18 protein-coding genes are annotated in these 19,961 nt (G+C 51.9%); 4 read left to right on the top strand and 14 right to left on the bottom strand.

Annotated features, from left to right (window positions below):
* Window positions 1–77: 77 nt before the first annotated feature.
* Window positions 78–1,385, top strand: a complete 1,308-nt coding sequence (locus AC0YOA_RS28235; RefSeq protein WP_475789466.1) for an NAD(P)-binding domain-containing protein — start codon at window positions 78–80, stop codon at window positions 1,383–1,385.
* Between the two features lie 199 nt (window positions 1,386–1,584).
* Here AC0YOA_RS28235 and ppnP read toward each other — a convergent pair whose 3' ends face one another.
* The 4 genes from ppnP to AC0YOA_RS28215 form a co-directional block, all read right to left on the bottom strand.
* Window positions 1,585–1,902 carry a pyrimidine/purine nucleoside phosphorylase gene (gene ppnP / locus AC0YOA_RS28230; protein ID WP_475768521.1) on the bottom strand — a complete coding sequence of 106 codons (318 nt, stop codon included), beginning with the start codon at window positions 1,900–1,902 and terminating at the stop codon, window positions 1,585–1,587.
* A 151-nt stretch (window positions 1,903–2,053) separates the two neighbouring features.
* A complete protein-coding gene (gene tkt / locus AC0YOA_RS28225) occupies window positions 2,054–4,069 on the bottom strand; it encodes a transketolase (RefSeq protein ID WP_475789465.1) in 2,016 nt (671 codons plus the stop codon).
* Between the two features lie 424 nt (window positions 4,070–4,493).
* Complete coding sequence (gene purU, locus AC0YOA_RS28220) at window positions 4,494–5,393, bottom strand: formyltetrahydrofolate deformylase (protein WP_475789464.1); 900 nt, start codon at window positions 5,391–5,393, stop codon at window positions 4,494–4,496.
* Between the two features lie 83 nt (window positions 5,394–5,476).
* A complete protein-coding gene (locus AC0YOA_RS28215; RefSeq protein ID WP_475789463.1) occupies window positions 5,477–6,604 on the bottom strand; it encodes a deoxyribonuclease IV in 1,128 nt (375 codons plus the stop codon).
* Window positions 6,605–6,904: 300 nt separating this feature from the next.
* Here AC0YOA_RS28215 and AC0YOA_RS28210 point away from each other — a divergent pair, with 300 nt between their 5' ends.
* The 3 genes from AC0YOA_RS28210 to AC0YOA_RS28200 all read left to right on the top strand — a co-directional run bounded on the left by AC0YOA_RS28210 (window position 6,905) and on the right by AC0YOA_RS28200 (window position 9,074).
* The gene (locus tag AC0YOA_RS28210; protein WP_210038199.1) at window positions 6,905–7,342 is read left to right on the top strand and encodes a DUF2621 domain-containing protein; all 438 of its coding nucleotides are present in this window, start codon (window positions 6,905–6,907) and stop codon (window positions 7,340–7,342) included.
* A gap of 157 nt (window positions 7,343–7,499) precedes the next feature.
* Window positions 7,500–8,084 carry a hypothetical protein gene (locus tag AC0YOA_RS28205; RefSeq protein WP_475789462.1) on the top strand — a complete coding sequence of 195 codons (585 nt, stop codon included), beginning with the start codon at window positions 7,500–7,502 and terminating at the stop codon, window positions 8,082–8,084.
* An 87-nt stretch (window positions 8,085–8,171) separates the two neighbouring features.
* On the top strand, window positions 8,172–9,074 hold the full coding sequence (locus AC0YOA_RS28200) for a TIGR01777 family oxidoreductase (protein ID WP_475789461.1): 903 nt from the start codon (window positions 8,172–8,174) through the stop codon (window positions 9,072–9,074).
* Window positions 9,075–9,116: 42 nt separating this feature from the next.
* Here the strand turns inward: AC0YOA_RS28200 and AC0YOA_RS28195 are convergent, their stop codons facing one another.
* From AC0YOA_RS28195 to AC0YOA_RS28150, 10 genes are all read right to left on the bottom strand, one after another.
* Window positions 9,117–10,925, bottom strand: coding sequence for a DUF6382 domain-containing protein (locus AC0YOA_RS28195; RefSeq protein WP_475789460.1), 1,809 nt, complete (start codon window positions 10,923–10,925; stop codon window positions 9,117–9,119).
* An 18-nt stretch (window positions 10,926–10,943) separates the two neighbouring features.
* A complete protein-coding gene (locus AC0YOA_RS28190) occupies window positions 10,944–11,462 on the bottom strand; it encodes an A24 family peptidase (RefSeq protein ID WP_210038195.1) in 519 nt (172 codons plus the stop codon).
* A 30-nt stretch (window positions 11,463–11,492) separates the two neighbouring features.
* The gene (locus tag AC0YOA_RS28185; RefSeq protein ID WP_475789459.1) at window positions 11,493–12,464 is read right to left on the bottom strand and encodes a TadE/TadG family type IV pilus assembly protein; all 972 of its coding nucleotides are present in this window, start codon (window positions 12,462–12,464) and stop codon (window positions 11,493–11,495) included.
* Entirely contained in the window at window positions 12,427–14,655 is a 2,229-nt protein-coding gene (locus AC0YOA_RS28180; RefSeq protein ID WP_475789458.1) for a hypothetical protein, read from the bottom strand. Before AC0YOA_RS28180 ends, AC0YOA_RS28185 begins: the two co-directional genes overlap by 38 nt.
* Before the next feature lie 38 nt (window positions 14,656–14,693).
* A complete protein-coding gene (locus tag AC0YOA_RS28175) occupies window positions 14,694–15,353 on the bottom strand; it encodes a pilus assembly protein (RefSeq protein WP_475789457.1) in 660 nt (219 codons plus the stop codon).
* A 43-nt stretch (window positions 15,354–15,396) separates the two neighbouring features.
* The gene (locus tag AC0YOA_RS28170; protein ID WP_210038191.1) at window positions 15,397–15,585 is read right to left on the bottom strand and encodes a Flp1 family type IVb pilin; all 189 of its coding nucleotides are present in this window, start codon (window positions 15,583–15,585) and stop codon (window positions 15,397–15,399) included.
* 93 nt (window positions 15,586–15,678) lie between these two features.
* Window positions 15,679–16,560, bottom strand: a complete 882-nt coding sequence (locus AC0YOA_RS28165) for a type II secretion system F family protein (protein ID WP_475789456.1) — start codon at window positions 16,558–16,560, stop codon at window positions 15,679–15,681.
* An 18-nt stretch (window positions 16,561–16,578) separates the two neighbouring features.
* Window positions 16,579–17,418: a type II secretion system F family protein gene (locus AC0YOA_RS28160; RefSeq protein WP_475789455.1), complete on the bottom strand. Its 840-nt coding sequence runs from the start codon at window positions 17,416–17,418 to the stop codon at window positions 16,579–16,581.
* Window positions 17,415–18,653 carry a CpaF family protein gene (locus AC0YOA_RS28155; protein ID WP_475789454.1) on the bottom strand — a complete coding sequence of 413 codons (1,239 nt, stop codon included), beginning with the start codon at window positions 18,651–18,653 and terminating at the stop codon, window positions 17,415–17,417. Before AC0YOA_RS28155 ends, AC0YOA_RS28160 begins: the two co-directional genes overlap by 4 nt.
* Complete coding sequence (locus AC0YOA_RS28150) at window positions 18,619–19,761, bottom strand: AAA family ATPase (protein ID WP_475789453.1); 1,143 nt, start codon at window positions 19,759–19,761, stop codon at window positions 18,619–18,621. The genes AC0YOA_RS28155 and AC0YOA_RS28150 overlap by 35 nt, the downstream gene beginning before the upstream one ends.
* Window positions 19,762–19,961 lie beyond the last annotated feature (200 nt).

Below are 19,961 nucleotides of genomic sequence, written 5' to 3'. Positions count from 1 at the left end.
GTTGTCCAATTCTTCTCCAGGCCTGTTTATGATAAAATGAGAAGATCATGATTCACCTGACAAGGAGATGAAAGTGGATGAATAAAATCGGTTTTGTTGGCCTTGGTGTCATGGGTGCACCGATGGCGGCAAACTTGCTTCGCAAAGGTTATCACGTTACACTTTACAACCGTACGCCGGGCAAAGTGGACAAGCTCCTCGAGCTTGGCGGCGAAGAAGCCGCTTCACCGGCTGCCCTCGCCCGCAGCTCAGAGCTGATCATTACGATGATCAGCAACGACGATGCCATTCGTGAAACCTACTATGGTGAGAACGGCCTGCTCAGCAGCGTTATGCCCGGCACGATTATTGTCGACAGCAGCACGATTTCGCCTGCATTGGCAAGGCAGCTGGCTGCCGATTCCGCGCAGCGGTACGCCGACTTCCTGGATGCGCCCGTCACAGGGAGCAAACCGTCCGCCGAGGACGGCTCGCTTGTATTTATGGTCGGCGGCGACATCGAAGTGACTCACCGCATCAGCGACGTGCTGCTGGCCATGGGACGTAAAGTCATTCCCATGGGACCAAGCGGCAGCGGAGCAACTGCCAAGCTTGCCCATAATACGGTAGTCGGCATTAATATTGCCGGACTGGTCGAAGGCATGGCCATTGCGGCAAGCGGCGGCATTGATGCTGCCTCCTTCATTGAACTCGTGCAGTCCGGCGGCGCGGCTAGCCGGATGGCCGAGATGAAAGGGCCACGGCTGCTTGACCGCGACTTCAGCGTTCAATTCTCCCTTTCCCTGATGCTGAAGGATCTTCGTCTTTCTTCTGCTCTCTCTGATGGCTTGAAGACGCCAACCCCCGTTCTGGAGACGGTCAAGAGCCTCTTCCAGATGGGCGAGTCCATGGGGCTTGGCGATCTCGATCTGTCGGCCCTGGCCAACTGTTATGAGCAGTGGATTGACAAGCGCCTTACCAACCACGGCGGTACACAGCAACTGCGGAACGAGCTTGCAGCCACCTCAGAAGCTGCAGGCAGGAGCGGATCGGATACTGGTGACAGACGAAAAAGCGAGCGGGTGGAGCTGCAGATTCCATTGAAGCTGTCTGTCTATCAATGGGAGCAGGAAGGCGCCTTCTCCGGCCAGCTGATTGAAGGCATGCTATGGGATCTCTCCGACAGCGGCATTCAAATATCATCTTCTTCCCCGCTTGAGCTGGATATGTTTATTGTTATCCATTTCCCCAAGGATTCGGAGCTTCCTCCGGTTACCGGACGCATCATCCGGATCGAAACGAGCGGCAGCCAGTTCCGTTACGGCTGCATGCTGGCAGGCCTTGCGCCCTATCAGCGGCTGCAGCTGGAAGCTTACATAGGCAAGCAGGTCATCATTGCCGACTGAGCCTGCGGCCCGTTTTGGCCCGTTTTTCTCTGACATTTCAAGAAGATACAGCTGCCCGCCGTCCTTTGGCGATTAAAGCCAAGTTTTTTCCTTCGGAAATATAAGCGATGTATGATGGAGTTTTATACTTTCATACGTTTACAAAAAAGGCTGCTCTGCTTATCCGTATGGATGAGCATCGAGCAGCTTTTTTTCACGGTTATTCTTGAATATAAGAGCAGCAGTAGTCGGTAACGCCTGTCACCTTAAGCTTGAATTTGGAATGCGCAGGAACCGTGAACTCGCCTTCTCCGGAGATCGTAATCCACTGCTCGTCTCCGGGCAGAAGGATTTGCAGTTCACCGGCGAGGATTTCCATAATTTCCTTGTCATCTGTGCCAAACTCATATTCCCCCGGCAGCATGATGCCAAGCGTTTTTTTTGTGCCATCGGCAAACAGCACGGTACGGCTGGTCACTTTGCCGTCAAAATAGGTATTGGCTTTCTTGACAATGGTTACATTTTCGAACTGGGACATGTGGGTATAAACTCCTTTTATTATAGGTGGGATGTTTTAGAACGAACTTCGGTAGAAACGAATAATGTCATTTCTTTAGAAAGAAGGCGGGGACTGAAGGCCGCATTGTGACCGCCCCCGCCTCATTCAAGCTGCTGCCGGCGCTTTTAGCCTACAGCAATTCTTTCACTTTGCTGACTACGTTCGCAACAGTGAAGCCATATTCTGCAATGACACGGTCGCCCTTGGCGGATGCGCCGAATGTATCAATTCCGAGAATGGCGCCCTTGTCGCCTACATAACGCTCCCAACCGAACGGGGAAGCCATTTCAACAGCCAGACGCGCTTTAACATCCGGGAGCAATACGGAATCCTTGTAAGCCTGCGGCTGCTGTTCGAACAGATCCCAGCTCGGCATGCTGATAACACGAACCTGGATGCCTTCTTCTGCCAGAGCTTTCTGGGAAGCGACAGCTAGCTGCACTTCCGAACCGGTCGCAATAATTTGCGCTTGCGGCTTACCTCCGGCAGCATCGGATACGATATAAGCGCCTTTGGCGATTCCTTCGCGGGCATTTGCGATTGTACCCTCAAGGATCGGCAGATTCTGGCGAGTCAATACCAGCGCAACCGGCTTGCTGCCGTTCTCAAGCGCATAAGCCCAGGCTGCGGAGGTTTCATTGGCATCGGCAGGGCGGATCACCGTCAGACCCGGAATAATACGGATCGATGCAAGCTGCTCGATCGGCTCGTGAGTGGGTCCGTCTTCGCCGACAGCGATACTGTCATGCGTCAAAACATACACTACCGGCTGCTTCATTATGGATGCCAGACGAATTGCCGGACGCAGGTAATCGGTAAAGACGAAGAATGTGCCTCCGTAAATTTTCAATCCACCGTGAAGGCTGATCCCGTTCATGGCTGCAGCCATCGCAAACTCACGAACACCGAAGTAAATATTCCGGCCATCGTATGCACCCGCCTTGAAAACCGGCAAGCCTTTGAGATGCGTCATGGTCGAGCTCTCCAGATCTGCCGACCCGCCGACAAGATTCGGCACGCCTTTGGCCAATCCATTGAGCGCATTGCCTGAAGCAACTCGCGTGGATATCGCTTTGTCCTCTGTCGTATAGACAGGAAGCTCCTTGTCCCAGCCCGCAGGAAGCTTGCCGCTGATCGCAATTTCAAATTGCTTGGCCAGATCGGCATGTGCGGCTTTATAGTCAGCGAACAGCTTGTCCCATTCCGCATTGGCTTTCTCGCCGTTTGCCTTCACCTCGGCAAAGTGAGCGCGAACTTCATCAGGCACGAAGAACGGCTCATTGTTCCAGCCGTAAAACTCCTTCGTCAGCTTGGTCTCGTCGGCGCCGAGAGGTGAACCATGCGGTCCGGCATGTCCGCCCTTGCCGCCTTTGTTCGGACTGCCGTAGCCGATTACAGTTTTCACTTCGATCAGAGTCGGCTTGCCGCTCTCCGCTTGCGCTGCCGCAACAGCTTTGGCAAGAGCATCCAGATCATTGCCGTCTTCAACGCGCAGCACCTGCCAGCCATAAGCTTCGAAGCGTCCATGAACATTTTCCGAGAAGGACATGTTCAGTTCGCCGTCAAGTGAGATATCATTAGAGTCGTAAAGCATAACGAGTTTGCCGAGCTTCAGATGGGCTGCAAGGGAAGCCGCTTCGCTCGAAACACCCTCCATTAAATCTCCGTCGCCACAGATCGCATATGTGAAATGATCAACTACTTTAAAGCCTTCCTTGTTGTAAGTGGCGCCCAGCTGTGCCTCGGCGATTGCCATACCTACTGCCATGGCTACCCCCTGCCCCAGCGGCCCGGTTGTTGCGTCAACACCGGCCGTATGGCCGAACTCCGGATGACCCGGCGTTTTGGAACCCCATTGACGGAAGTTTTTCAACTCCTCCAGAGGAAGGTCGTAACCGGATAAATGCAGCAGGCTGTAAAGAAGCATGGAGCCGTGACCTGCCGATAATACGAAACGGTCGCGGTTAATCCATGTCGGATTGGAAGGGTTGTGATGCATGCTTTTGGCGAAGAGCTGGTATCCCATCGGTGCAGCACCCATAGGCATACCCGGGTGGCCGGAATTAGCTTTCTCAACCGCATCGATGGAAAGGGTGCGGATCGTATCGACAGAAAGCTGGTCGATGGATTTCTGTGTGACTGTCATAACTTTTAACTCCTCCTGTTCTCATGTCCATTCCTAGTCTCTCTTCATTTATAAGAAAGTATAAATAAACCTTCAAAACTTTACTTATAAACGCAAGATGACCCTTGTTTTTTCTGGTGTTGCGCTGTCTATTTTTGCGCGCACTGGCTTTGAAATATTGTACCATTACCTTTTCCCCATTTCCATCCTTTATCAAACCGCAGGGCAAACATTCAGTCGAATCTTCCAAGACTGCTGACCGAATAAGCCGAACCGGGCGAGGCTGTACTGCATTATTTTTCGTAATTATGCTTTGTCATGCAAATCCTCCAGTTTGCTGAATTATGCTTCCTGTGGACAATAAAAAAAACGTATCCCATCCGCCGCTGCGGATCAGATACGTTTCACATGCCAGGTCATGCTCTTCATGTTCATGAAGTTTATGTTAATTAAAAACAACCGTTTTGTTCTGATGCACCAGGAGGCGGTCTTCGATATGCCACTTCACGGCACGGGCGAGCACAACACGCTCAATCGTCCTGCCGATCCGCTTCAGATTGTCGACATCATCGCGGTGGCTGACTCGCTGCACGTCCTGCTCGATAATCGGTCCGCCATCAAGCTCCTCTGTCACATAATGCGCCGTAGCCCCGATAATTTTCACTCCGCGCTGATATGCTTGAGCATAAGGCTTCCCTCCGACAAACGCCGGCAGGAAGGAATGATGAATGTTAATAATCCGGTTCGGGAACTGCTCGATAAACTTCGGAGTAATAATTTGCATATAGCGTGCCAATACGATCAGATCGGCTTTGCCGACGACCGCTTCAAGCTGCTGTTTCTCAGCTTCCGCCTTCGTGTCTGCTTTTACAGGAATGTAATGATAGGGAATACCGAAGGACTTAACCAACTCTCCCATGTCGGGGTGATTGCTGATAACCATCGCGATATCGGCTTCCAAATCGCCCGCCTGCCACTGCCAGAGCAGCTCCAGCAGACAATGGTCTTCCTTGGATACAAATACGGCAAGACGTTTCTTGCGGCTGGCGCGAAAAATCGACCATTTCATATCGAAGCGATCGGATACCCGGGTAAAATCCTCCTGCAGGACAGGAAGCTCACGCTCCAGGTCATTAAGGTCAAACTCAAAACGGATAAAAAACATTCCGCCGCCCGGATCCATGGAATATTGATCCGATTGAACGATATTTGCTCCGTGCTCGTACAAAAACTGGGAGACAGCAGCGACAATCCCCGACCGGTCCGGACATGAAATCAGCATTCTTGCCCGGTTCCGTTTGTCGGGACGGTCCGAGAACTGCTGGGGTTGATACGTGTTTGCCATAAAGTTGCAGACTTCCTTCCATCGCCTTTGATATTTAATGCCGCAAGATCTACTGCCTATGCCCTATGCGTTCACAAGCAGCCCTATGCGTTCACAAGCAGCTCTTTGCCTGCAAACCATCCCGTAATGCGCTGGTTGATCGCTTCCTCCGACAGCTCGGGAAGAATACGGTTCTCTGCTACAAGCTGATATAACCGGTCCATCGGCTCCCGCGGATCAGCCTTCTTCGCTTTCGCATCATTTTTCAGCACATCCCAGGTTTGGAGCACAAAATCCCGGTGATCGATTTCCTGCTTGCCGAAGAAGTGGTGCAGACGCTCAACGTCGCCGAGAAACTCTTCCCCGAAACGTTCCTTGGTGTCTCCCCGCAGCAAAGCGATTTCCGCTTCATACATAGGGCGCTGCTTCTTGTCTTCCTGGCCGATCCACGGCGTCTCCAGAATGAAAGGCCGACCTTGCAGCTCCGAATGATGCACGATTCTGTTGATCGCTTCATAGCCGAGGAAGCCCGCACCGACAGGAGCATGACGGTCCTTGCCCGCCCCGCGCCCGTTTTTGCTGTCATTGACATGAACAACGGCAACCCGGTCCAGCCCAACGATCCGGTCAAATTCGGAAAATACCGCGTCCGGATCGCCAATGAGATCATATCCGGCATCATGCATATGACAAGTATCCATGCAGACTGTCAGCCGATCATTCTCATGTACTTTTTCTATGATGCGTGCGAGCTCTTCAAAGCTGCGGCCGATTTCCGTTCCTTTGCCGGCCATAGTCTCAAGAGCGATATTGACGTTCGTTTCCTTGGTGCCGTCAAGCACCTCATTAAGTCCTTCGGCTATTCGGGCAATGCCGTAATCCGCATCCTTATCGGTGTATGCGCCGGGATGCAGCACGATGTTGCGGACGCCAATCTTGTCGGTGCGGCGGATCTCCTCCTGCAGAAAACGGATAGCCAGCTCGAACGTATCTTCTTTATAAGAACCCAGGTTAATAATATAAGGGGCATGAACGACAATCTCGTTAATGCCGGCTTCGTTCATCAAAGCCCTGCCTTCTTCAATGTATAGATCTTCTATTGGCTTGCGTCTGGTGTTCTGCGGTGCTCCGGTATAGATCATGAAGGAGCTCGAACCGTATGAGATTGCCTCTCGCGCTGCGGTCAGCAGCCCTTTGTCAGAAAACGAAACATGGGACCCGATTTTCAACATAATTTATTCACTCGCTCCCTTCATCTATAACAGCCTCTATTACTAGCAGCCCGTCTATCAACTATGTTTGTCCCTCTCATTTTACAGGGAATAGAAAAATAAATCTAGGAGTCTGTCCGCTCAGCCTTATTTTGCATATAAGCAGATTATTTCGTGCAGATCATTCCTTCCTATCCTGTTGTTGCAGCCTGGGCGCGACGTGGATTATAATAAATTCAACTGCAGCCAAGGAACAATGGGGCCTTCTGCTTACAATGGCAGCTGCGCATCGGGTATAATAGCATGAAGAGGTGATCGGATATGGGCAACACGCCGAATTGGTTTATGTATTTTATCGTTTTCTGGGCGTTTGTCATGCTCGGATTTATGTCAATAGGCGGTTACTTTATGTTCCGTAAATTTTTGAAGGTTCTGCCCAAGCGTGACGGCAAATCCAAGCTTGATTGGCAGAACTATTGGGTCGACCGCAGCAGGGAAATGTGGCCGGAAGATTCAAAGACCTTTCTTGAGCGGCTGGTTTCGCCTGTCCCCAAAGCCTTCCGCGATATCGCCAAACATTCCATTGCCGCAAAAATCGCTCAGGTTGCCGTAGAAAGCGGAGCGTCTGAGGTCACACAGGGCCATTGCATCGAAGGCTATATTCGCGCCACGCCCAAACGTGATTACCGCAGCCTTGTCAGCTTTTTGGAGAAACAGGGGATCGATTATACTCCTTACAAGCACTTGCTAAACAAATAAACAGGAGCCCCTCGCTTCCTGCCTATAAGCCAGTAAAACCGCAGCTTAAAGCCACCCCGCAGGTGGCTTTACCTGTATCCGCAGCATGGCTTATGTCAGATTGAAAGGAAACCTAATCGGGTATACATACGTTAAAGATAGCAGGAGGTGTTCTTCAATGAACCATACACAAATAAAACGAAGCAAAAACAAGAGAACGCTTTGGCTGATCGGTTGTGCAATCGCTCTTGCCGTTATGGCTGGCTGCAACAGCGGGGGAAACAATAATACGCAGGACAATGGCAACACTTCACTGCCGGCCAATACAGATGTGAACAACAATGGAAGTACAAACAGCAATAGCGGCACGGACAACAGTGGAAGCACGAATAATAATGGAAGCGTGACAGATCCCGGTACGGCTGTACCTGATTCAGGTTCAAATAACTCGGCACCGGACAATGCGAATTCCGGTTCATCCGAATCCCCTGATAACGGAACGGAAGGGAGCGCAAATACAGACCCTGCCCAGGATACCGTGTTGAAGGGGGAGGGAGAGTACGTCGGTGAAGTGGACACCCATTCCGTGGAAATCAAGATGAATGATACGGCGACTGTCTTTCAAGTGGATGATGAGGTGTCCAAGCAGCTCACCAGCCTAAGCGATAATTCCAACGTTACTTATGAATACATCGAGAAGGATACAGATGTGGATGGTGAAAAGGTCAAGCAATATTGGCTGAAAAGCATCAAGCAAAAATAACTGCACCCTTCAGGGGATAACAGAACAGGACGATAAATCAAACCATACTCATCATAAATTGTGCATATGAAAATGGGGGCGCATGGGATGAAGGTTGCGGTGACCGGCGGGACCGGTTTTGTTGGAGGCAGGCTTGTTGATGCATTGCTTAACCGCGGGAATGAAGTAACCATCATCTCCCGAACAAGCTCCTTACGGCATGAACGAACGGGATTGAAGCAGATAACCTGGGAGGATCTCGTTAAATCTCCAGAGATTCTTGAGGGTATTGACGCGATTGTGAATTTGGCAGGCGAATCCATAAATCAGAAATGGACCGAATCAGCCAAGGTCCGAATTCTTCAATCCCGTCTCGATGCTGCTGAGCAAATCGAGAAGCTGGTTGCTTCTCTGCAGCAAAAGCCCGATGTTGTCGTCAATGCATCCGGTATATCGATATATGGCACTTCAACAGATAAAATATTCGATGAAGAGAGCCCAATCAGCGTAAACGACTTTCTCTCGGCCGTTTCGCAGAAGTGGGAAGCCGCAGCAGACCGCATCCATGTCTCCCGTCTGGTCAAGGTAAGAGTAGGTGTAGTGCTCGCCAGCGACGATGGTGCTTTCCCTAAAATGCTGATGCCTTACCGCCTGTTTGCCGGAGGTAAAATCGGCAGCGGAAAGCAGTGGCTGTCCTGGATACATATTGAGGATATGGTTCGACTCCTTCTATTCTGCATCGATAACAGCCAAATCAAAGGTCCCATTAACGCGAGCGCTCCCGAGCCTGTAACCAATGACCGGTTCGGCCGTGCATTGGGGGCTGCTTTCCACAAACCGCATTGGTTCCCGGTCCCCGGCTTCATGATGAAATTAATGTTCGGCGAGCTGTCGACGCTGCTTCTGGAGGGGCAGCGGGCTGTCCCGGGCAAAGCGTTGAATAATGGTTTTGAATTTTATTATCCCACCATAAAAAGCGCAATGGAGAATATCGCTGTGCATAATGGATAAGTAGCTTAACGTAGAAACCTTGTTATAGAACAGCATAACGGATTATTCGGCCCGAAATTTATATTTCGGGCCTTTGTCGCCTGCAAGCTGTAAAATGTCGCCATGTTGGAGCTGGTAAATTTTATATGGAATCATGCTGTCTCCGTTCAGCGTGCTTCCATTCCTCGATCCGACGTCCTGGACTGTCCATGCTTCACCTGCTGCCATCAGTTCCACATGCGAGCGGGAAATTCCTGATGAGGCATCCACATAATGCGCCGCTTCGGCTGATCGACCAATGACAAAACGCTCGAACACCATGGACACCTTGTCCATCTTGCCCTCCGCGTCTCTTTCCAGCCATGGAACAATCAGCTGTCGCTCCTGAGCTGCGGGAGCGTCACCCCCTAGCAGCACGGTTATATCCTGTTGAACCTCCATGTTTTGTGTGGGCACGGACCCTTCCTGGGAGGGAATAGTAAACGAAGGCGATGGGGCTGCCTTTCCCCGTCCTGCATCCGACTCGTTAATAGATTGTTGGTTTGAGTGATGATAATCAAATCCTTGTGGTGAATGATTCATTGCGGGTGCATCTGCATAGCCATCCGGGACTGCCATGGATGGTCCGGAAGGAACAGGGGGGGGACCCTGTGCGAATGCCTGCGCTTTGAGACCTGACAGACGGGTTGACCAGGAGCTCATCACCGCCGGAAGCTCACGATTCATCGTAACGCTGCCCCGATTTAATAAGGATGAATCCGGTACAAACCCCTCTTCATCGTCGGACCATTTGCCCACGCTCTCCCCCTCAAAATCAGAATCCTCACTACCGCCGACTTTCCGTTTATAGAACAGCATCCCAGCTCCCACCATTAAAGTGAGTCCCAAACTGATCAACAGACTGGTTCGTGTCGGCGAAGCCATATACAGATATCGCCATATCAAGGCGACAGCCAGAATAAACAGGCAGCCCAGGATCCATTTCTGTCTCGAAGAGCCGGCTTCCGCTTCATCCCTCGCCTCCTCATCGTCAAGCTGCAAGAATGGCAGCTCTCCTCCCTCTGGAATTGCTGTAAATCTCCCGTCTCCGGCTCTCTTTCCTGCAGCTGCTTCAACCTTCGGTGCCAGAGGTTCAGCTCTGCTTCGCGATGTCGTCTCTTCCTGCACCGTTATGCCAGGATCACTGAGAACAGGCTGCAGCAGACTGTTCGGCTGTCCGGGAATAACCCTGCCCTTATTATATTGAATCGGTTCGGCAGGAGGAGGTACAGGTACTTTGTCCCGGACACCAAGGTGATGATCCTGAACCAAGGTCAGCAAGGTTTGTCTTAATGCTCCCCAGGAAATATACTCACCCTTCAAATGCTGGAAAACCCGCTGCAGCCCGATGCCATCTGGTTGATCAATATGCGCGATCCAGCGCACAGCCATCGCAAGCATAGCTTCACCCGCTGAGGGATGAACCCCTTCCCCGATCAGCGGAATATAGGCGAGGCCGATATCCTGCCAGCGCTCACCCACAAAGAGATACTGCTCATGCAGCATAAATCCGGCAGGCCTGAGCATATAATGCTGGCAATCATCGATGGCCTCCACGATCGCCAGCAGCAGCAAGTAGAAATCCCCCATCGTTAGCGAATGCGATTGCAGCTTATGCATGAGCATTCGTTTTCCGTTCAACGGATAGCGAAAGCTGACTCTCCCGTCGATATCAATCCAATCCACATCAAGCAGCTTAGGGATTTTTTGCGCCTGCAGCATATGAATTTCAATCTCATCCAACATCTCGCGGGTTATGCCCGATTCCCGGTCAACGATCATCTCGTGGCCGCGATTCATCGAAAAATCGATGCGAAAAGCTTCTAATCCCATCCTGCATTCCTCCTTCCTCTACAAACCAATGATTAACCAGAAGGTCAAAGCCCCGGGAGCAACCGCCAGCATAAATGGAAAACGCAAACCCTCCGCAGCCAATTCCTTGAACGACTCCCGCTTACTCCATACGTTCGGAACAAGCAGAGAATACAGCCATGCTTTCATGCGTCTTCCGAGTTTGCTGTGAAAGAACAATAACACAGCACCAGCTGCACCAGCATATAAGATGGCGTACATCATGACCTGAACAACCGCCGCAGCGCCAATCCATGCGCCAAGCGCCCCGAACAGCTTTACATCTCCAGCTCCAATTCCCTTGAGCGCATATATTGCGAGCAGCGGCAGGAAACCCGCCAAAGCACCCAGTAACGAATGGTAACCGCCATTGATGCCGCCGGCGAACAGATGATAGCAGCAGCCAGCGACAAAAAAAGATGCCGTAAGCACATTCGGAATTCGCATTGCCCTGATGTCGCTAATGAAGGCTGCTAACAGCAGCAGCGCAGCGGCAGCGCCGGAAATCCATGATTCCATAACGGCAATCCCCCCTCTGTAGGGGAATGGTTACCCCGTTCTCTTCTGTACCACAAAATGTCTGGTAACCTTCGTACCGTCATCAGCCGTAACCGTCAGCTCCCATACGCCAGGCGTTGTATTGCCCGAAACCAGCCACTGCCAGAGCACTTTACCTTCACCATCTGCCGTGGCTGCCCCCAAATGCTTCGCCTGGCTCCGCCCGCTCTTATAATCGATAACCAGATCAAGCGTCCGACCGGGATCTGTCTGAACGACCAGGCTCGCCTGACGCCCTGGTCTGAGAGGATCAGGTTCAATGGACACAATCTGGATTAGAGCCTCTGCTGTCTCCCCACCCTCTGCATCTCCACGCGGAGCCTGAATAGCATCGCTGACCCATACACGCTCCTCAGCCTGATCCTTAAGAACAATCGTTTTTTGGGTGAATGGAAAACCGAGCTTGAATGTATATTCCGCTTCGATCCGAAGATAAGGTTCGGCGCGATCCTCCAGATCCGGAAGTGAAAGGAGGCTCAGCTTAAGCTGGTCCGGCTCAAGAATCGACTGATCCGCCTCTTGCCGCAGCATCGGTTCTATTACTGCACGTGCCAGTTCGGTCGTTGCGACATCCTGCACAGGCTTCCAATCTCCCGTCAACATCGCCGTCATCAACAAACCGGCAGGGGCAGGAAGCCAGTCCTCCAGCTTTTCAGCAACAAGGGGTATATCAGGAAGAGGCGGCTGAAATGCAGACGGTGAAGAAGGTTCGGATGAAGGCAGTTGCTCCGAGAGATAATGGGAAGCAAGCTCAACCGGACGGATATTGGCAGCCGCCTGCCGGACCGTCTGCGATGCCGCACCATGAAGAGCCATCTGCACCGAACATAAACGGATCAGACAAATGAAGAAAATAATGACCATAAGCACAATCGGCATGATAAGCGCTGCTTCAAGCGCAATGCTTCCCGATTCGCCCTGACGTCTACTGGTACGACCAGCCGATCGTTTTTGTCGCTTCATAGCGGCTGCCCTTCACCTTTCCATTCAAAATACCGGATGCCGTAAAGCTTTTCAGCAGCCCCGGCAAAAACCACAGATTAACCGAAGCAGTCAGCTCACCGGATACACCCGTTGAGGTTCCGGACAGCGTCATTCCTGTATTCTGCTCGATAACTGCGATCGTCCGCGCTGTCTGCTTGTCACTGCTCCCATGCACCAGCAGAAATACCCGCAAATAATCAGGATAGGTTAAATCCGTGGAAACATATTTGGACAAGGAGGTCTTCCCTTCCTTGGCCAGCATCATCATATCCCCGATGGATTTCTCCAAGCCATAAAGTAAAGCCCCGGCAAGCACAAGGAGGGGATGCCCCAAACCTCTGCTTTCGACCAGGCCCTCCATGGTCCGGATTGCAAGCCGAAAAGCAAATATTTCACCGTATGCAGCGGCAATATTGGCAGCAGGATCGTGAAACCCGTACAATATATATTCTACCTCCTGATTGTCCAGGCTCAGGGAATCTGCAAATTCGCTTCCGCCTCCGCTTGTCATAATAGACTCAAAATGCTTCGGATCATAAGCATGGAAGCGGTGAACGATATATTCGTTCATATACAAGGGATCGCGAATGCCTGTCAGCATGTCGGCCATCCCCGAGAATATCGAACCCATGCCGTCCATGGAGGATGCTGCAGCATCATAAGGATCAAGCTGTTCAGCCTCAGGCAGCTCATTGTCCCCAGCCAGCTCATTAAAGTGAAGATTGGCTTCGAAACGCTGTTTGACTTCATCGAAAGCTTTTTGATTTTCCGAATTTGCGGAAGCGCTCATCCCACTCATCCAGCCGCGAACCTCGCTCCACTTGGATTTGGCCTGTTCTTCCTTCTGCTTCCGCTGTTCGTCTGATGACTGGCGCCCATTCATCTCATTGGCCCTGGCGCTGATAATTGCAGCCGGCCTAATATAGTTGGCCGCATAATGATTGAATTCATTTTGCAGTCCACCCGCGCTGGCAGACATTAATGAGCTTGAACCCGGGTTTGAGAGAGCCATCGATACAGCGCTTTGAAATTCCGCTGTCCCGTCATCAAATGCAGCAAAACCCGCCGTCTGTGCAGATAATTCCCCCTTGTAGGCAGTAAACCAATCATCGGAGAGAAGCATATCCTCGGAACTCTGTCTAGCCTGCTGCAGCTGCGAAATATTCGCCGAAGCATCAGACGCCGGCTGATCATCCGTTTGCTCGCCGTCTATCCGGTCATAACCGCTGCTGTCCTGATTTTCCTGCAGCTGTTGAATAACCGTCCTCATTTCATTATTGCAGCGCCGGGCTTCCTCCAATTCCTGCGAAGCTTTCAGCTCAAGCTCCCGATGCCGCGCCAACGCCTTATGGCTTGCTTCTATTAATTCATTGGAGGCCGTTCTCGCCGAATATGCATAAGAGCTTATTTCCATCGCATACATGGGTCTCTCCCCTTCAGGGAGTGCAGAATCATGGGTAATCCAGCCGAGATATGAGCTATAACCGGATATAATATTTGCAGCCGTTCCCCCTGACGAGCCCGAACCGCCCGCCGGAAAGAAAGCAGCGATCCCCTCTTCCGCAGATTGGGCCGATTTTCGCTGCAGCTCCAATGCTTCCCGCAGATGCTTTTCCCGCTCGTCATACAGCTTGCGGACTTCTTCGAGCACCTCAACGGAAGCCGCAGCTTCCTTCATCGCCCCAGCCAAAGGAGCGAATTTGGAGACCACTTCAAGTGTAAAATCAATTGGCGCTTTATATTTCATCTCTTCCAGCACCTGCCGCTTAAAAACCTCATGCGTACCAAGAACCTCATAGCTGTTCACATGTGAGTTCTCTGATTGTATACGCAGCATTTGAAAAGCATTATGATCACTAGTCCAGTTGTTCTGCGTGACATGCTGGAATATTTCATTCCTGTCCGTTCCGCCGGCGCCAAACAAGCCATACTTCTCATACAACGGGCCATCATATGCGGACAGCGCAGAGCGGACGCCGGATTGTGCCGCAACCTCCAGCTGCTTCTGAAACGCGGCAATCCGCGCATAATCAATAAGCAGTGATGTCAGCAGCAGAATGCCTGTAGTGGCAACGATAAGATAAATCGAAACTGCACCATCCTCGCTATTTATAAATCCTCTCCGGCGCTGGCCTTGCTGATCGTCATGCTTATATCCTCTGACGTTCATCCCCCCCATTCTCAGCCTTTTTCCATATCGGCTCCCTTTTACTTTTTCATCAGGGAACGTTTCTCAAGCACCTTTGAGGCTTGTTTTCGCTTGGAATCGGCGTCAGGCGCATTTCCGAATTTTGCTGTATAATACCTCACCAGATCGATGTTCCGAATCAGCTCTACAGGATCAACAACAGCAGCTTCGCTGACGGCTCTGGGCTCGGAATGCCCCAGCATAGTTTCCAGGGGCCCAATGGACAAAGGCTGCCTCAGCTTGACTCCGATTCGTTTCTGGAGCAGTCCGTAGGAGTAGCTCATTTCGCCCTCGAAGGGCTGCGGAATCCTCTGTGCGATCTTGCCCATTTTAGCTGCCGGAAGTGCGGAGGGAGTCTCATCTATACTTTCATCCTGACCGCTGACGACGTCGCCACCTATAGCCACAACATATTCACCGCTCCCGCTGCTCCCGCCAAAACCGAAGAGCGATTGCAGAGCGCCATTATCGGACATCCGCCAATAGAGACCATCATAATGACCTGTCTGCCCCATGCCGCTCAGCGGGTCACGGTAGCTGTTATCCCAACGGAATGCGGCCCGCTCCGCAGAGACCGAGGCGGCATCATAAAGAACGACCTTCTGGTACATATACATACTCAGCATTATGAGAGTGAGGAGAGCGAAAAAGATAGCCGGAAGCACCATGGATGACTCCAAAGTGAAACTCCCCTCCTCCCCTTTAAGCCAACGCTGAAGCCGGCTATTCATTAAAAATTTCGTTGGCTTTGTTATCCGCTTCGCCCATGAGATTCTGCAGCAAGCCGATAATCCAATCCTTGAATAAAAGCGCCAGAATAATAATTACAGCAATAATAAGCACGATTTCCAGTGTGCCGATACCGTCATCGTCACTCCAAAATTTACGAAGACCGTTCATTTGTTTTTCCATATTCAAGCTCTCCTTTTTGTCGCTGCGGATATCCGCTCATAATGAATTTATGTGTTTTCCAGTCATTGAACGCAAGTGCCGTATCGGCAGACTCTACCCGCCCATCAGCATAATAGCCGGAGAGGCAACGAGCACCATTAGAACAAGGAATATTCCTACAAGAGGAAAAACCAGCTTCGAGGATGCCTCTTCGCCCATGGATCTGGCAACGGCCTTGCGCTTGTCCCATAAGGTATATGACAGCTCCTTGAGCGATAGAGAAAGCTTGTCTCCACCGCGGCGGTAATTGAGCAGCAGCGTTGTGGTGAACAACGATACCTCCTGCACCGCGCAGCGTCTGCTGAAGGCTTCCATCGCTGCTGCGAAGGATTCGCCATTGCGGATGCCTTCATTGGCCCGGCGGAGCTCTTCGAGCAACACGCTTGACTGCTTGCCATCCTTCCGCAGGGTGCACCGCAGAAGCGCCCGCTGAACCGTTTCTCCCGCTCCCAGCAGCAGCATGAGCTTGCTCAGCACTTCAGGAAGCATCAGCAGGATCTCCTGCTTGCGCCGCTCAACTTTCTTCCCCGTGTCCCTCCATCTGGCTACCGGAATCCCGATGCCAAGCAAACCCCCGACAAGCAGCAGGGTGTTCTCCCCGCTGAGCAAGCTGAGCCAGCAGCCGGCGATAAGGGCCAGGTAGCCGATGCCCGCCGAAAAAGCAACAAAAAGCCTTGTCGACTCGATTGTCCAGCTTGTTCCGCCCAGTATAAGCAGTTTTCCATGCAAACCTGTCAGCATTGTCTGTATGCGATCCCAAACGCCGGACCTGTCCAGCAGAAAATAAAACGGCTTGATCACTATTTTTCGATTATTCTGTGTATCCAGCGACGATTTGCCGGTCAATGAGGCCGCGTAATGCTTGTCTTTTTTCCCTGACATAATGAAGGCCCAGGCCCACACGATGGTCAAAGCCGCTCCAAGCAGCAGGCTCATGTTTTCCCCCCTTTCTCCTTACATCCGAATATCCATAATTTTAGTCATAATCCAGTAGCACAGAAGCAATAACAGAAGAGAAACCGTCAGCAGCACATAGCCGATTCCTCCATACAGAGGTTGCATATAGTCGGGAGCACTGAATCCAAGGAACGCCAGGAATACGAATGGAACAGCCATCATAATCCGGGATTCATAACGTTTCTGTGCAAGCATAACCGTAATATCCTGTTGAATATCCAGCTTCTCTCCAATGGTTTGCGATGTCCTGCGGATCACTTCAACCAAATCTCCGCCCGAACGCTTGCAGGTTGCGAACACATCAACAAACTGGGCGATATCATCGATTCCAGCCCTTTGACTCAAATCTTCGAGTGCATGCTCAAGAGGCTCCCCATAGACCATGCGGGTTCGGATAATTTCAAATTCGACCAACACCTCGGTATCGGGATCCGGGTAGAGCAGTTTCAGGTCATCCAGAGCAGTAACAAATGCGTTCTCCACGGAGCGCCCTGCAGCAAGAGAGGAGGTAACGGAATACAACGCCTCTTTGAACTGAAGAGTTAATCTCACCCTTCTCCTGACCAGGAGGCTCTTGCGATTGATCCGTGGAGCGATCAAGCCGGACAAAGATAGAATAAGCGCGACAATTGCAGAGCGGTAGAAAAGATAGGCCGCGGCAAACATTAATGCCCATCCGACAGCCGCGGCGAGGATGAACTGGCGTCTGCTCAGATGGTATACCGAATAATCCGGCAAACCGTTATTGCTCAGAACCTTACGGGCCGAGTCAGCATCCAGAGGCCAGCCAAACCATTCCAACCAGCCCTCATTGTTCTTCCTGATTTTCCGCTTCATCCCACCTCCTCCCTGATTGCATCCTCTAGACCTGCCATCTGGAGCTTCCATCTTCGCTTCAGCCGATTGCCGGTAGGCTTCAAGGCGCCGATTACCCGTCCGGCTGTCTCCCCCTCCTTCTCGAAACGGTAAAGCGACTGGAGCGATACTTCCCCATCCTGAACGCCGGTAATTTCACAGATCTCCGTCACGCGGCGCGTACGGTCGCGCAGTCGGGACAAATGGACAATAATGTCGATGGCCGAGCCGATCTGCTGACGGATAACCTTAATAGGCAGATCGGCTCCACTGAGCACCATCGTCTCCAGTCTGGCCATCATGTCGCGGGCGCTGTTGGAGTGCCCGGTTGATAAGCTCCCATCATGACCGGTATTCATCGCCTGCAGCATATCGATGGATTCCCCGCCGCGGACCTCGCCGATGATGATGCGGTTGGGCCGCATCCTCAGCGATGCCTTGATCAGCTCACGCATGCTGATCTCGCCTTTGCCCTCGGTATTGGCATTGCGAGTCTCCAGCGAGACCAGATTGGGTATCGAGGCAATTTGGAGTTCTGCTGAATCCTCGATTGTAACGATTCGCTCATCTGATGGAATAAACTGGGACAAGGCGTTAAGGAAGGTGGTTTTGCCCGATCCCGTTCCCCCGCTGATAAAAATATTGTATTTGGCGGCTACGAGCTTGCGCAGCATAGCCGCAGCTTCTTCCGTGAGCGCCCCGAGCGCAATCAAATCATTCATGTGAAGCGGCTTCTCCGGGAATTTGCGGATCGTCATCGTCGGCCCCTTCAAGGCAACAGGCGGAAGCACAATGTGGACACGCGACCCATCCTTCAATCTGGCATCAACAATGGGAGAAGACTCATTAACGACACGATTGACTCCGGCCACTACCGCCTGAATCAGATCCTCCAGCCGCTCGCGGCTTTCGAAGGACTGCGGAAGCCGCGTCAGCTTGCCGGCACGCTCTATGAACATCTCCTCATGGCTGTTGATCATAATCTCCGTTACCGTCGGGTCATCCATCAGCGGCTGAAGCAGATCAAGCCCCCGGAATGCGTGGAACAGACGGCGGACCAACTGCACCTTCTCGCTTGCAGTCAAGGGATGCTCGCGGGACCATTGAAAAACTGTCCGTTCAATTACTCCCATGAAATCCGCATCGGATATCGCATTATCCATGTCAAGCTGGCCGCGTATCTTAGCTTTTAGCTGCAGTACGATTTCCTCTTGCATCTTCCCCTCCCCTTTCCAAAATAGCCAGTCGGACCAGCAGCGCTTCCACAGCGCCCCGGTACAGGGGAGAGCTGCTGCCATCCGCCCCCTTATGCTCGTTCATCCATTCCGTCACAAAAGGCAGCGACTCCTCCAGACGGAGCTTCAATGCCTCCTCGCAGACGGAATCATTATTCCAGAAACGGGCGTTAATAAATTTGAACTTTCGCCTGTAAGCCAAAAATTCATCTCTCCATTTCTGCTCGCCGTAGCGCAGGGCAAGCTGTGTTTTGCGGAGCACTCCCGCGTCCCCGGTTACCAGCCACAAGGTATGATCTGCAGTCTGAAGCACCGCATGATGAAGCTCTTCCAATCTGCTGTCCAAATCAACGATGACCAGATCGTATTGCCAGGAACCGGCGATTGTATTGATTAACAGCCTTGTCTGATCCCCGTTTAGCGACAGGAGCTCCCCGGCGTTTCCGCCCGGTGCAAAATAATCCATCTGGAGCGTAGGATGGCGTTTGCGCAGCTCCGATAATCGAAGAGACGATTGCTCCGGCTGGGCCTGCAGGGTGTAAAGCATTTGCGAGAAATCCTCCGGACCGTCATCTCCCAGCCACAGCGACGTCGCATTCCACTGTTCCAGATTCAAATAAAAAACACGTGCGCCGCGGACTCCCGCCTGCTGGGCAAGCTGAATCGCAAGTGTCGTCTTGCCCACTCCTCCGGCCGCCGAATAGACGGCAATCACAGGCGAATTCGCTCCCCCCTGCCGAATTCCCGTATGCATGCCTGCTGCGGCATGGACAGCGGACATAGCCTGCAGCAGCTGCGGCAGAGGCTGGTATTGCAGCACCTCCGTGCCTTGCGGATATTGCCCTCTTTGGTCGATAAGCGCTGCAACCGGTACGCCAATTGGCGGCTCGCCCATCTCTTCAAGAATGGATGGCTGGGCTGCAATCAGATCCACAGCATAACCCCCGCGAATAAAATGCCGCAGAGCAGCCGGATTTGTAAAAGCTGTCAGCTGCCATTCCTCTCCGAACGGGGAATGACGGATATATTCGGCTAAGCGCTCGATATAGCCCGATTCCTTGACAGCAACGATCAAACTTCGTTTGTTCACGCTGCGTCTCCCCTCCCTGCTTTGCCTGATAAAGAGTCTGAAAAACACAAAAAAGCACCATAACAACGCAGATAAACTGCGCAATTACGGTGCTTCCGTATCGCTCAACTATGAATGACCACAATTTACCACGACATCCTGCATATCGTCAACCCCCAAATTAACAAGATGAATTTTGACCCGGGGTTCGGATTATGGAA

Source organism: Paenibacillus sp. JT22N12, assembly GCF_056269365.1.
This window is presented reverse-complemented; position numbering and strand designations above follow the sequence as displayed.